The organism is Streptomyces sp. R35, from assembly GCF_041053035.1.
In the GTDB taxonomy this organism is placed as follows: Bacteria; Actinomycetota; Actinomycetes; order Streptomycetales; family Streptomycetaceae; genus Streptomyces; species Streptomyces lutosisoli.
Map to the genome: position 1 here is coordinate 5,509,440 of NZ_CP163440.1, position 13,229 is coordinate 5,522,668.

13 protein-coding genes are annotated in these 13,229 nt (G+C 68.2%); 4 read left to right on the plus strand and 9 right to left on the minus strand.

The annotated features are described in order from the left end of the window. Nucleotides 1-24: 24 nt before the first annotated feature. Entirely contained in the window at nt 25-1,743 is a 1,719-nt protein-coding gene (locus AB5J50_RS25220) for a globin domain-containing protein (protein WP_369260591.1), read from the minus strand. Between the two features lie 399 nt (nt 1,744-2,142). Then, nucleotides 2,143-2,775, minus strand: a complete 633-nt coding sequence (locus AB5J50_RS25225) for an HAD-IB family phosphatase (RefSeq protein WP_327430053.1) — start codon at nt 2,773-2,775, stop codon at nt 2,143-2,145. A 208-nt stretch (nt 2,776-2,983) separates the two neighbouring features. Here AB5J50_RS25225 and AB5J50_RS25230 point away from each other — a divergent pair, with 208 nt between their 5' ends. Further along, the gene (locus AB5J50_RS25230) at nt 2,984-3,850 is read left to right on the plus strand and encodes a GNAT family N-acetyltransferase (protein WP_369260592.1); all 867 of its coding nucleotides are present in this window, start codon (nt 2,984-2,986) and stop codon (nt 3,848-3,850) included. A gap of 131 nt (nt 3,851-3,981) precedes the next feature. On the opposite strand, the gene AB5J50_RS25235 is transcribed toward AB5J50_RS25230, so the two are convergent. Together AB5J50_RS25235 and AB5J50_RS25240 are read right to left on the minus strand one after the other, a co-directional pair. Next, nucleotides 3,982-4,401: a heme-binding protein gene (locus AB5J50_RS25235; protein WP_369260593.1), complete on the minus strand. Its 420-nt coding sequence runs from the start codon at nt 4,399-4,401 to the stop codon at nt 3,982-3,984. A 122-nt stretch (nt 4,402-4,523) separates the two neighbouring features. Further along, nucleotides 4,524-5,735, minus strand: a complete 1,212-nt coding sequence (locus AB5J50_RS25240; protein ID WP_369260594.1) for an MFS transporter — start codon at nt 5,733-5,735, stop codon at nt 4,524-4,526. Between the two features lie 143 nt (nt 5,736-5,878). Here AB5J50_RS25240 and AB5J50_RS25245 point away from each other — a divergent pair, with 143 nt between their 5' ends. Beyond that, on the plus strand, nt 5,879-6,337 hold the full coding sequence (locus AB5J50_RS25245; protein ID WP_369260595.1) for a MarR family winged helix-turn-helix transcriptional regulator: 459 nt from the start codon (nt 5,879-5,881) through the stop codon (nt 6,335-6,337). Nucleotides 6,338-6,376: 39 nt separating this feature from the next. Continuing rightward, nucleotides 6,377-6,829 (plus strand): GNAT family N-acetyltransferase, encoded by a 453-nt coding sequence (locus AB5J50_RS25250; RefSeq protein ID WP_369260596.1) that lies wholly within the window; start codon nt 6,377-6,379, stop codon nt 6,827-6,829. Nucleotides 6,830-6,915: 86 nt separating this feature from the next. Here AB5J50_RS25250 and AB5J50_RS25255 read toward each other — a convergent pair whose 3' ends face one another. After that, a complete protein-coding gene (locus AB5J50_RS25255) occupies nt 6,916-8,301 on the minus strand; it encodes a serine hydrolase domain-containing protein (RefSeq protein ID WP_369260597.1) in 1,386 nt (461 codons plus the stop codon). Nucleotides 8,302-8,377: 76 nt separating this feature from the next. After that, nucleotides 8,378-9,853, minus strand: coding sequence for a replicative DNA helicase (gene dnaB, locus AB5J50_RS25260; protein ID WP_330305789.1), 1,476 nt, complete (start codon nt 9,851-9,853; stop codon nt 8,378-8,380). A 459-nt stretch (nt 9,854-10,312) separates the two neighbouring features. On the opposite strand from dnaB, the gene AB5J50_RS25265 reads away from it, so the two are divergent. After that, nucleotides 10,313-11,650, plus strand: a complete 1,338-nt coding sequence (locus AB5J50_RS25265) for an MATE family efflux transporter (protein WP_369260598.1) — start codon at nt 10,313-10,315, stop codon at nt 11,648-11,650. Between the two features lie 183 nt (nt 11,651-11,833). Here the strand turns inward: AB5J50_RS25265 and rplI are convergent, their stop codons facing one another. From rplI to AB5J50_RS25280, 3 genes are read right to left on the minus strand one after another with little or no spacing between them, the layout of a single operon-like run. Beyond that, complete coding sequence (rplI, locus tag AB5J50_RS25270; protein WP_189187153.1) at nt 11,834-12,280, minus strand: 50S ribosomal protein L9; 447 nt, start codon at nt 12,278-12,280, stop codon at nt 11,834-11,836. A gap of 18 nt (nt 12,281-12,298) precedes the next feature. Beyond that, nucleotides 12,299-12,535 (minus strand): 30S ribosomal protein S18, encoded by a 237-nt coding sequence (gene rpsR / locus AB5J50_RS25275; protein WP_003949403.1) that lies wholly within the window; start codon nt 12,533-12,535, stop codon nt 12,299-12,301. A 57-nt stretch (nt 12,536-12,592) separates the two neighbouring features. Next, nucleotides 12,593-13,189, minus strand: coding sequence for a single-stranded DNA-binding protein (locus AB5J50_RS25280; protein WP_369260599.1), 597 nt, complete (start codon nt 13,187-13,189; stop codon nt 12,593-12,595). Nucleotides 13,190-13,229 lie beyond the last annotated feature (40 nt).

Sequence of the window (13,229 nt, forward strand, 5' to 3'; positions counted from 1 at the left end):
CGGGAAGGGCCCTCGGGGCCTTGGTCAGTCTCCGGCCGCGACGAGTTCCTCCACGGAGTCGTGGCGTATGCGCTCCGACGGGATGCCGATGTCCCTCAGCGCGTCCACACCGCTGCGGATCATTCCGGGCGGACCCGAGAGATACGCGTCGTACTCGTTCCATGGCCCGTACTCGCGTATGACGTCCGGCAGCTGGAGATGAGCCTGCTGGTCGACGACAGGGCGCACCGCGAGCCAGGGGTGACTCTGCTGGAGCCGCAGCATCGTGTCGATGTCGTACAGGTCGTGATCGGTGCGGGCCCCGTAGAAGACCTCGACCGGGCGGCGCTCTCCGTGCTCGGCGACATCCTCGACCAGGGCCTTGATGGGCGCTATGCCGGTGCCGCCGCCCAGACAGAGCAGTCCGCTGTCGGTGGTGTGGTCGACGGTCATCGAGCCGGCCGGCGGGCCGAGCCGGATGATGTCGCCGGGCCGGGCACGGTGCACCAGCGCGTTGGACACCCAGCCCGCCGGAACCGCCTTCACATGGAACGCCAGCAGACCGTCGGAGCGGGGCGCCGAGGCGAACGAGTAGTGCCGCCAGATCCGCGGCCACCACGGCGTCTCCAGGCTTGTGTACTGCCCGGCGAGGAAGGGGTACGGCTGGTCGGGGCGAACCGTGACGACGGCGACGTCCGGGGTCCTGAGATCGTGCGAGACCACCTCGGCGTACCACCAGGCCGGGGCACGCAGTTCGTCCGCGGCCGCCGCGTCGATCATGACCTGGGAGATCGTCGTGTACGCACGCACCCAGGCCGCCTCCATCTCGGGCTCCCAGATCGCCGAGGCGAACCGGCTGAGCGAACCGATGAGGCACTCGCCGACAGCCGGGTAGTGCTCGGGCCGGGTGCCGTACTTGCGGTGTCCACGGCCGAGGTTCTGCAGATACGCGACGAGGACCTCGGTGTTGTCGATGTGCTCGGCGGCGGTCAGCAGCGCCTTGAGCAGCCGGTCCCGCTGGGTGTCCATCGCGGCGGGGAACAGCGAGCGCAGTTCCGGGTGACGCACGAAGAGCAGCGCGTAGAAGTACGAGGTGACCTTGTCGGCGACGGCGCCGACCTCGGCCATGGTCCGGCGGATCAGCACGGCGTCGGGGGACGCCTTCGGAGCGGGGGCCGCCTCGGGGGCGGGCCTTTGGACGGGCACACGCGGCTCCGGACCGGGATCAGGCTGCGGAGCGCCATGTCCGGGCTGCGCGGGGCCCGACTGCGGTCGTACGGCTTCGTGGGCGTTGTGAGCGCCATGGGCGCCGTGGGCGGACTCCGGCTCAGGGCGCCGCGCCTCGGGCTGTGACGGCTGATGGGGGCGCATCTCAGTCGGTGCTGCCTCGTAAGGCCGCGTCGCAGTCGGTGCTGCTTCCTGGGCCCCCGTCGCGGTCGGTGCTGCCCCTCGGTGCGTCGGCGCGGCCTCATCCGGCGCGGGTGACGCTTGCCCGGCCGAGGATATTCGTTCCTGCGCCGGTGTTCCCTGCTCTGGCGTCTCCTGTGCCGACGTTCCCTGTCCAGGCGTTCCCTGTCCCGTGGAGGGTCGGCCGACCGGACGCATCGCGGCGAGTCGACGGCCGTCGGCTGCCCCATGCTCCCCGCCGGAAGGCGCCGGCTCCTTGCGCGGCGTGAACCAGCCGCTCCCTCCGTTGCCGCCGGAAGTGCCGTTGTCGGCCGACGTGGTGGTCGGAGCGTCCATGGTGTGCCTCGCCTCGAACATCTTTCGGTCGGTCTGCGCACTTCCGTGGTCGGAAGATGCCTGCTTTCCCCCGCAGACGGCTTGCTTTCTTTCCTGGTTCAGTCCCCGTCGGCCAATGCGGCCACATTGAACCCGGATTCCCGCTCCGTACGGACAAGTAAGGCGAGAATGTGACATTGGCCGCAGTGCCCTCACCGCAGCATCCCACCCCGAGTCAACACCCGGCCGCATAACGGAAAATGCGGGTCTTCGATCTCTCCGTCCCGTTAGGCTGCATTGGCCTGCGTTCGCGCCCCCACGAGACGTGCGTACATCTCGGTGGACGCGAACCGGACTCGACCATACCGGCAGCCGCTCCATACACAAGTCTCCGCTTCCGTCACCAAGAATTGGCGGGGGCCGATGCATCAATTGCCTCAATTAACGGGCGCGACGGACCAATTCATAGGCATCCCACAGATCCCGTCCCACGTAGGAGTGGGTGGCGAGGCCCGCCAGATGGCGATCCGCATTGACCGCGACGGATACCGGCACGGCACCAAACAGGTCCCTGTCCGACGATGAGTCGCCATAGGCGACGCAGTCGGCCCGGCTCACCCCGAACTCTTCACAGAGCCGGTCCGCGATCTGCACCTTGGCCGCGCTGCTGAGAATCCCCGCCGGGTCGACCGGCTCGGTGAACGGCACGGCGGGGAACCGTGAGCCGTATGCCGCGTGCGCTCCCCACGCCGTCAGCCGTTCCACGAAGAAGGAGGGCGAGAGCGAGACGACGGCACAGTAGTCGCCGTTCCCCCGGATCTCCGCCCAGACATCCTCGATGCCGGACAGCCAAGGCGCTCCCTGGAAAGCCGCCGTCACATGCGCCTCGGTGAGCTCCGTCCACAAGGCATGCACCTGTGTCGCGTACTCCGGAGGGCCTATGCGCCCCTCGGAGATCGCCTGATCGAGTGCCACGGTCTCGGCTTCCCGTCCGAGCTGCCGTGAGATCTCCACTGGTGCGGTGCTCCCGTGCAGCAACGTCCCGTCGAGATCGAAGAGATGAAGTCGTGCCATGTCGGCTGAGGCTAGCGGTGTGCGCTGTCCCTCCACTGGCAAGCCCAGCTATTGACCCATTCACTGGCGAGCCAAGCCGTCGATCGCGCCGTTTCACGTGAAACATCTGTCCGCGCGCTGTGCGGTTGTGCACGACATGACCAAAAGCGCGTACGTGTGCCCGCAAACGGGTGGACGTCAGGGGTGGGTGTCAGACAGCCTGACCTGCGTGTCGACACCTTCCCTCGCCGCTCTGCCCATCCGTCGTCTGACGCCTCGCGATCTCACCGCCTGCGCCGACTTGTCCGAGGATCGGGGGTGGCCCCGCGAGGAACACAAGTGGGGTCTTCTCCTCGCGGCGGGAACCGGTTACGGCATCGACGACCCCGAAGGCGGCCTTGTCACCGCCTGCGTCGTGACCGAGTACGGACCGCGGGAGCGCCCTGATCTGGCTGCGATCGGCATGGTGCTCGTCGCCGAGAGGCATGCCCGCCAGGGCGTCGGCCGTCGACTGATGCGGCATGTGGTCGCGGAGATGGGCACCACCCCGCTGACCTTGCATGCGACGGCGTACGGTCGCCCGCTCTACGAGGAACTGGGTTTCAAGGTCACCGGCCGGGCCGAGATGGTTCGTGGACACTTCACCCCCGGCGGGCCGGAACCCGAGGTCTTCACGCGCCCGGCCGCGGCCGAGGACCTCACCGCCATCCTCCGCCTCGACGAGGAGATCTTCGGGTCCGATCGCACCCACATGATCACGCGGCTGCCCGCCTTCTCCGACCAACTGCGCGTCGCCGAGGAGAACGGCCGGATCATCGGGTACGCATCCGCCTGGCCCAATATGAACAACCATGTCGTGGGTCCGCTGATCGCCCTCGACACGGAGACCGCGAAGGCACTCATCGCCTCGCTGGCCGCCCACACCGATCGCCCCCTGCGCACCGACATCGACGTACGGCACGAAGAGCTGCTGGCGTGGCTGAAGGAGCGCGGACTGGCGTCCATCAGCTTCAACTCGGTCATGACATACGGGATCTCGGAGCTGCCCGGGGACTGGACGCGACGTTTCGCTCCATTGACGGTGGCTGCAGCTTAGGGCCTTCCTTTCGGATCAGGCCGGCTTCGGGGTGCGGCGCCGAGAAGCCCAAGAGGAAGTGCCGGTCCCTCATAGGACGCTGGGGGGACCGGCACTTCTCTACTCACGTACGACTTCTGTGCTCACGTACGTCAGGAGAGCGACTCGGCGGCGGCGACGGCGAAGCCGTGGTCCTGATCCGGCATGCCGCCACCGACCCCGATCGCGCCGATCAGGCGGCCGTCGCGGTGGACCGGTACGCCACCCGCGATGAACAGCAGGGGCCGGTCGAGCGCGGTGGGCAGGGTGTGGAAGAGGCCGCCGGGCTGGACCGCGTCGACGAGGTCGGCGGTGGCGGAGTCCAGCTGCAGCGCTGTGTAGGCCTTACGAGTGCTCGTCTCACCTGAGATCAGCACGGCCTGGTCGTCGCGCCGGAAAGCGAGCAGATGACCGCCCGCGTCGAGGACGGTGACGCTGACCCTGACTCCGGCGGCTTCGGCGGCGCGGCGGGCCGCGGTGACGAGGACTTCGGCGTCCCCGATGGTCAGCGGGGCGACGGCGGTGGTGCTCATGAGGGGTGTCTCCTTGTGGGGGCGTGCTGAGTCGAGTGCGGGTGGTGTTGGATCGAGCGCCGGTGATGCCGGGTCGAGTCGAGGCGGGGACGGCCCTGGCCCCACACCTGGCTCGACGCCGGTCAGTGGTGGACGGCGGTTCGCTGTTCGGCGGGCGCGCCGCCGGCGACAACGACGGCGCTCGGGGCGTCCGTGCGGCGCTCCAGGGCAGCCGAGAGGACGGCGAGGGCGAGCGCGCTCGCGGCGAGGACGGCACCGACCCAGTTGGGGGCGGTGTAGCCCATACCCGCGGCGATGACGATGCCGCCGATCCAGGCCGAGAGGGCGTTGCCGAGGTTGAAGGCGCCGATGTTCACGGCCGAGGCCAGGGTGGGGGCGCCGTGCGCCTGGTCGAGGACACGCTTCTGCAGCGGCGGCACGGTGGCGAAGCCCAGAGCGCCGATCAGGGCGATGGTGACAGCCGCGAGGATCTTGTTGTGCGCGGTGACGGTGAACAGGGCCAGGACGACCGCGAGGCCGCCCAGGGAGACGTACAGCATCGGCATCAGTGCGCGGTCGGCGAACTTGCCGCCGACGAGGTTCCCGCCGACCATGCCGAGACCGAAGAGGACCAGCAGCCAGGTGACGGAGCCGTCGGCGAAGCCCGCGACATGGGTCATCATCGGAGCGATGTAGGTGATGGCCGCGAAGACTCCGCCGAAGCCGAGCACGGTCATCGCCATGGCCAGCAGCACCTGGACGTTCTTGAAGGCGGCCAGCTCGTGGCGCAGCTGCACGCCTTCGGGCTTCGGCATTTCGGGGACCAGCTTGGCGATGCCCAGCAGCCCGATCACGCCGAGCGCCGCGACACCGGCGAAGGTGACACGCCACCCCACGGACTGCCCGATCAGCGTGCCCAGGGGAACGCCGACGACATTGGCGATGGTGAGCCCGCTGAACATCATGGCGATCGCGCCGGCCTTCTTCTCGGGCACGACCAGCTCGGCGGCGACCACGGAGCCGATGCCGAAGAAGGCGCCGTGGGCGAGCGAGGCGACCACGCGGCCCGCCAGCATCAGCCCGAAGACCGGGGCGACGGCGGAGAGCAGATTGCCGAGCACGAACAGCCCCATCAGCAGCATCAGCATCCGCTTGCGGGACATCTTCGTACCGAGCGCGGTCATGATCGGGGCTCCGATCACCACACCGAGGGCATAGCCGGTCACCAGCAGTCCGGCGGTGGGGATGGAGACACCGAAGTCACCGGCGACCTCGGGCAGCACACCCATGATCACGAACTCGGTGGTTCCGATTCCGAAGGCCCCGATCGCGAGGGCCAGAAGCGCGAGAGGCATGGTGGGGTAACACCTTCCAGAAGATTGCAGGAGCACTTAACGTGCGACCACAATAGTTGCAGACGCGGGCTATGTGCAACAGCTGACTATTGCGCACGTGCTCTATCCTGGGTTTCAGCCGCTCCGGGACGGAGGAAAACGCCATGACAGCCACGGACCCCGCGCTCACCGCCCTCGCTCAGGGCTGGTGTGCCCTCTCCCTGCTGCACGGGAGGATCGAGGCCCACATCGAGCGGGCCCTGCAGACCCATCACGACCTGAGCGTGCGGGAGTACTCCCTGCTCGATGTGCTCAGCCGGCAGCACGACGGCACGGGTGGCCATCTGCAGATGAAGCAGGTCGCGGACGCGGTCGTCCTCAGTCAGAGCGCGACCACACGGCTCGTCACCCGGCTCGAGGACCGCGGGCTGCTCTCCCGTTATCTGTGCCCGACCGACCGTCGCGGCATCTACACGAACGTCAGCGAGACGGGCCTCAAGCTGCTCGAAGAGGCGCGCCCCACCAATGACGCCGCCCTGCGCGAGGCGCTCGACACAGCGGCCAAGAACCCAGAGCTGGCCCCCCTGGTCCGAGTCGTGGAGTCGGCGAGCGTGCCCGCCTGAACCGAGCACTCCCCGAATATGTCCTCATAGGGTGCGGTCATGGGAGATCTTGAAATACGAGCGGCTGTCGCCGCCGACGTGCCCGCCATCGTCGCGATGCTCGCGGACGACCCACTGGGCGCCCAACGCGAGTCGCCGGACGACCTGACCCCCTACCTGGCCGCCCTGGAGCGCCTGCGCAGCGACCCGAACCAGCACCTGGTCGTCGCCGTACGCGAGAGCCGGGTCGTCGCCACCCTTCAGCTCACGGTGATTCCCGGACTCTCTCGCAAGGGAGCGACTCGCGCCATCGTCGAAGGTGTACGCGTCCACGCCGACGAGCGCGGCAGCGGCCTCGGCACCCAGCTCATCGAATGGGCGATCGACGAATCCCGGCGCCAGGACTGCCAGCTGGTCCAGCTGACCTCCGATGTCACTCGCCCCGATGCCCACCGCTTCTACGAGCGGCTCGGCTTCACGGCCTCCCACGTGGGCTTCAAGCTGCCGCTCTGAGGCGCTTCACCTACGTCTGGCAAGCGACCGCACACCGAGAGGCGGGCTGTTTCACGTGAAACAGCCCGCCTCTCCCATGACACCGCCTACTTGATCCCTCGCCAGCCTTCGGGATCCACCCCACCCGGCACAGGAGCCCCCTCCTCGTACGGCTGACGCGTGAAGACGAACGACCCGAGGTCGAGATGGCTCACCGAGCCGTCCGGGCGTCGTACGGCCCGCAGCAGCTCCCCCGCGTAGTAGCCGTCGAGCCCCGTCCAGGTCCCGTCGGTGTTCGCCCTGAAGCGGGCGCCCCGACCGACACCGGACAGCGGCTCCAAGCCGACCTCCCCGTCAGCCGACAACCGCAACCCGAAGGCGTAGGTCCCCCAGCACCACTGCCCCACCAACTCCAGTACGGCACTGTCCACTTCGGAGATCGGTCGCCAAGGCTCAGGAATCCTCGGTTCGGCCTGCGCGACGATCCGTACGAGATCGACGGCGACGGTCAACGCGGAAGGGCCCGAAGTGCAGTTGGACAACACGACCGCCGCCACGTCTTCCTCTGCATCGATCATCAGGCCGGCGATGAAGCCCGGCAGGGACCCGGAGTGCCCGACGAGTGTCCGGCGATCGCGGTGCACGATCTGCAGGCCGAGGCCGTACCCGGAGCCTGCAGCCAGCTCCGCGGTCTCGGGCGGCGCGGACGGCGTACGCATCTCCCGTACGGATGCCGCGCTCAGCACCCGGTCGTCGCCCCGGGCAAGGAAGACGGCGAAGCGCGCCAAGTCCCCGGTGGTGGACCACAGTTGTCCGGCCGAAGCCATGCGGCCGAGGTCCTGCGCGGGCTCGGGCATCATCACGTCAGCCCAGGGGTGGACCGCCCAGCCGCCCGCGTGCGGCGCCTGCGGTCGACCGCTCGTACGGTGCAGGCCCAGCGGTTCGAGTACCTCGCGCCGCAGCACCTCCTCCCAGGGAGCGCCCCGCAGCTCCTCGACCAACGCGCCCAACAGCGCGTAGCCGGGGTTCGAGTAGTGGTGCCGGCGCCCGGCCGGATGCCGGAAGGGCTGCTCGCCCAGCACGTCGGCCAGCTCGGGGCGCAGCGAGCCAGGCGTGCGCTCCCACCAGGGCGCGGGCGACTCGGCGGCCAACCCACCTGTGTGCGCGAGCAGTTCGGCGATGGTGACCTCCCCCGCGCCGGTGCCCGGCAGATGCTTCTCCAGCGGGTCGCCGAGGTCCAGAACGCCTTCGTCACGCAACCGCAGTACGAGTACGGCCGTGAAGGTCTTGGTGATCGAGCCGATCCGATACTGCACGTTCTCGTCGGGGCCGTGCCCGTCCACCGAGGTCCGTGCCCCGTTCCACACCGTCTCCCCGCCCCGGACGACCGCCGCGACCAGCGATGGTGCCCGCCCTTCGGCCTGTGCAACGGCGATACGGTGCAGCAGGGCCCGACGTGTGGCGGGAAGCAGATCTTCCTGAGGTGTCGTCATGCCCACAGTCCACCCGGCCGGTCAACGGACGTCGAGTGCATTTCTCCGGCGCCGCGATACTCCAAGCGGTGTGGCATCAGGTCTGCGCCATGTCCACGAAGCGCGAGTAGTGGCCCTGGAAGGCCACCGTGATCGTGGCCGTCGGGCCGTTACGGTGCTTGCCGACGATGATGTCCGCCTCGCCGGCGCGCGGTGACTCCTTCTCGTACGCGTCCTCACGGTGCAGCAGGATCACCATGTCCGCGTCCTGCTCGATCGATCCGGATTCACGCAGGTCGGAGACCATGGGCTTCTTGTCCGTGCGCTGCTCGGGACCACGGTTGAGCTGCGACAGCGCGATCACCGGCAGCTCCAGCTCCTTGGCCAGCAGCTTCAGGTTTCGCGACATGTCGGAGACTTCCTGCTGGCGGCTCTCGGAGCGCTTGCCACCCGACTGCATCAGCTGGAGATAGTCGATGACGACGAGCTTCAGGTCGGCGCGCTGCTTGAGGCGACGGCACTTGGCGCGGATCTCCATCATCGACAGGTTCGGGGAGTCGTCGATGTAGAGCGGGGCGGCCGAGACGTCGGGCATGCGGCGCGCGAGCCGGGTCCAGTCCTCGTCGGTCATCGTGCCGGACCGCATGTGGTGCAGGGCCACGCGCGCTTCGGCCGACAGCAGTCGCATCGCGATCTCGTTGCGGCCCATTTCGAGCGAGAAGATCACGCTGGGCATGTTGTGCTTGATCGAGCAGGCTCGGGCGAAGTCCAGGGCCAGCGTCGACTTACCCATGGCGGGGCGTGCCGCGATGATGATCATCTGGCCCGGGTGCAGACCGTTGGTGAGCGAGTCGAGGTCGGTGAAGCCGGTTGGCACACCGGTCATCTCCCCCGACCGCGAACCGATCGCCTCGATCTCGTCGAGCGCGCCCTCCATGATGTCGCCGAGCGGCAGATAGTCCTCGGTGGTGCGCTGCTCGGTGACCGCGTAGATCTCGGCCTGGGCGCTGTTGACGATCTCGTCGACGTCGCCGTCGGCCGCGTATCCCATCTGTGTGATGCGCGTACCCGCCTCGACCAGGCGGCGTAGGACCGCCCGCTCGTGCACGATCTCCGCGTAGTACTCGGCGTTCGCCGCGGTCGGGACTGTCTGCACCAGGGTGTGGAGGTACGGTGCGCCGCCGACCTTGGTGATCTCGCCGCGTTTGGTGAGCTCGGCCGCGACCGTGATGGGGTCGGCCGGCTCGCCCTTCGCATACAGGTCGAGGATCGCGCCGTAGATGGTCTCGTGCGCCGGCCGGTAGAAGTCGTGGCCCTTGAGGACCTCGACAACATCGGCGATGGCGTCCTTGGACAGGAGCATGCCGCCGAGGACGGACTGCTCGGCGTCCAGGTCCTGGGGCGGCACACGCTCGAAGGACGAACCTCCGCCCTCCCACGAGCCGCTGTCCCGGTCGCGGTCGTGCTGCTCGTCACGGCCGCGGCCGCCGTTGCCGCGCTGGCGGGAAGCGGGCAGACGATCACTGGGACCGCTGTCGGCCCAGGGGTCGTCCAAGGGCTCGGAAATACTCACCGAGCCACCTCCTCCCGTCCGCCGAGCGGACCTAACCGTGCCTCTCATTTCTACGGCACGGCACTGACAACTGAGTTGCCCAACTCCGGTTCTGACGCGTCGGTTTTGCCAGGTTTCCGAGGACGGAGGAGAGAGCGGGCGCCGCACCACGGTAGGCCCGCGGGCACCGTCAGCCAATCTGGTTATCCACAGGCCATGTGGACGACGGCCCGGATGCTGTGGAGAACCCCACAAAACCTGTGCACGACCCGGTGGACAGCCTTGTGAACAAGCCCTCAGCCCCTTCGAGCAACCCGCCCTGACCTGCATCTTTCCCGTCCACCGGCTGTGCAGAAGAAAAACTTTCCCGGTCGGGCCAAGATCGCTTCAAACGGTGCACCGCGGCGCGCCCCACCAGACCACAGGTAAGGGGTCTTTTTGCATTGCATCTCTTACCTGTGGAAGATTAGATTGGTGCTCATGACACAGGCTCCCGCGGCGTCCAGGACCGCCCGCCGCCGGCACGACCGAGAGATCGTCGCGCTGGCAGTTCCGGCCTTCGGCGCACTCGTCGCCGAGCCTCTCTTCGTCATGGCCGACAGCGCCATCGTCGGCCATCTCGGCACCGCACAACTGGCGGGCCTGGGCGTCGCCTCGGCCCTCCTCATGACGGCCGTCGGTGTCTTCGTCTTCCTCGCCTACGCCACCACGGCCGCCGTCGCCCGCCGTGTCGGAGCGGGTGATCTGCGGGCCGCGATCCGTCAGGGCATGGACGGCATCTGGCTCGCCCTGCTGATCGGCGCGGCCGTCATAGCAGTCCTCCTCCCCACGGCACCTGCCCTGATGGAACTCTTCGGCGCCTCTGACACCGCCGCACCGTATGCGACCACCTATCTGCGGATCTCGGCGCTCGGCATCCCAGCCATGCTCGTCGTGCTCGCCGCCACTGGTGTCCTGCGCGGACTGCAGGACACAAAGACCCCGCTGTATGTCGCCGTCGGGGGCTTCGTCGCCAACGCCGCGCTCAACGCGGGCCTTGTCTACGGTGCGGGTCTGGGCATCGCAGGATCCGCCTGGGGCACCGTCATCGCCCAGTTCGGCATGGCCGCCGTCTATCTGTACGTCGTCATCCGCGGGGCCCGGAAGCACAGTGCCTCATTGCGACCGGATGCCGCCGGGATACGGGCCTGCGCCCAGGCCGGTGCACCCCTGCTCGTACGCACCCTGTCGCTGCGGGCGATTCTCATGATCGCCACGGCGGTCGCCGCCCGGCTTGGGGACGCCGAGATGGCGGCGCACCAGATCATCCTGTCCCTGTGGAGCCTGCTCGCCTTCGCGCTCGACGCGATCGCCATAGCAGGACAGGCCATCATCGGACGCTATCTCGGTGCGGGCGACGCCCAAGGCGCCCGCGAGGCCTGCCGCCGCATGGTGCAGTGGGGCATCGCCACCGGGGTCGTACTCGGTCTTCTGGTCATGGCCGCTCGCCCTCTCTTCCTTCCGCTGTTCAGCAGTGATTCGATCGTGCAAGACGCTGCGCTGCCCGCCCTGCTGATGGTGGCCGTCTCACAACCGATCTGCGGCATCGTCTTCGTGCTGGACGGAGTCCTGATGGGCGCGGGGGACGGCCCCTACCTGGCGTGGGCCATGCTGCTCACTCTGGCGGTCTTCGCTCCCGTCGCTCTACTCGTCCCCGTACTCGGCGGCGGGCTCACCGCACTCTGGGGAGCGATGACCCTGATGATGGCGATACGGATGCTGACCCTGTGGCTGCGTTCTCGCTCGGGGCGCTGGATCGTCACAGGCGCGACGCGCTGACCGTTTCACGTGAAACGAGACGCGAGAGCGAGGGACCAGGGTTTCACGTGAAACGACGCACCGCTGTCGCCGCCGCCCCCGAGTATCGGCATCCGAGGGAAAGGCGGTCGCACTCTCGCAGCACGCAGAAGGGCCGCACCCCGTGGGGTGCGGCCCTTCTCTCAGCTATGCCGAGCGCTGCACTCAGGCAGCGACAACCTCGATGTTGACCTTGGCGGCAACCTCGGGGTGCAGACGCACGGACGTCTCGTGGGCGCCCAGGGTCTTGATCGGCGCGCCCAGCTCGATGCGGCGCTTGTCGACCTCGGGGCCACCGGAAGCCTTGATCGCCGAGGCGATGTCGGCCGGGGTGACGGAGCCGAAGAGACGACCGGCGTCGCCGGAGCGAACGGCCAGACGGACCTTCACGCCTTCGAGGCGGGCCTTGATCTCGTTGGCCTGCTCGATGGTCGCGATCTCGTGGATCTTGCGAGCACGACGAATCTGCTCGACGTCCTTCTCGCCGCCCTTGGTCCAGCGGATCGCAAAGTTCCGCGGGATCAGGTAGTTGCGAGCGTAACCGTCCTTGACGTCAACGACGTCGCCCGCGGCACCGAGGCCAGAGACCTCGTGGGTGAGGATGATCTTCATGTTTCGGTCACCCTTCCCTTATCGCGCGGTGGAGGTGTAGGGCAGCAGCGCCATCTCACGGCTGTTCTTCACGGCCGTGGCGACGTCACGCTGGTGCTGCGTGCAGTTGCCGGTCACGCGGCGGGCACGGATCTTGCCACGGTCGGAAATGAACTTCCGCAGCATGTTCGTGTCCTTGTAGTCCACGTACGTGACCTTGTCCTTGCAGAAAGCGCAGACCTTCTTCTTAGGCTTGCGCACAGGCGGCTTCGCCATGGTGTTTCTCCTGTGTGATCAAGAAGTGGGGGTACGGCCCACCCTCGGCCCGGGGGCCTAGAAGGGGGGCTCGTCCGAGTAGCCGCCGCCGGAGCCGCCGGAGTTTCCACCCCAGCCGCCGCCACCGCCGCCTTGGTTGCCACCGGCAGGAGCGCTGGTCGCCCAGGGGTCTTCGGCGGGAGCGCCGCCACCCTGCTGCTGACCGCCGCCGGAGCCTCCGCCCCAGCCACCGCCCTGCTGGCCGCCGCCACCGCCGCCGTAACCGCCCTGGCCGCCCTGGCCACCTCGACCGGTGGTCTTGGTGACCTTGGCCGTGGCGCTCTTCAGGCTGGCGCCGACTTCCTCGACGTCCAGCTCGTAGACCGTGCGCTTGACGCCCTCACGGTCCTCGTAGGACCGCTGCTTCAGCCGGCCCTGCACGATGACGCGCATGCCTCGCTGAAGCGATTCGGCGACGTTCTCCGCCGCCTGACGCCAGACCGAGCAGGTCAGGAACAGGCTCTCGCCGTCCTTCCACTCATTGGTCTGACGGTCGAAGGTGCGGGGGGTGGACGCGACACGGAACTTCGCGACCGCCGCACCGGAAGGGGTGAAGCGCAGCTCGGGGTCGTCGACAAGATTGCCGACGACCGTGATGACGGTCTCGCCTGCCATGGGGGAACCTCTCGGCGGGTTTGCTGCTGGCTGCTTAGTG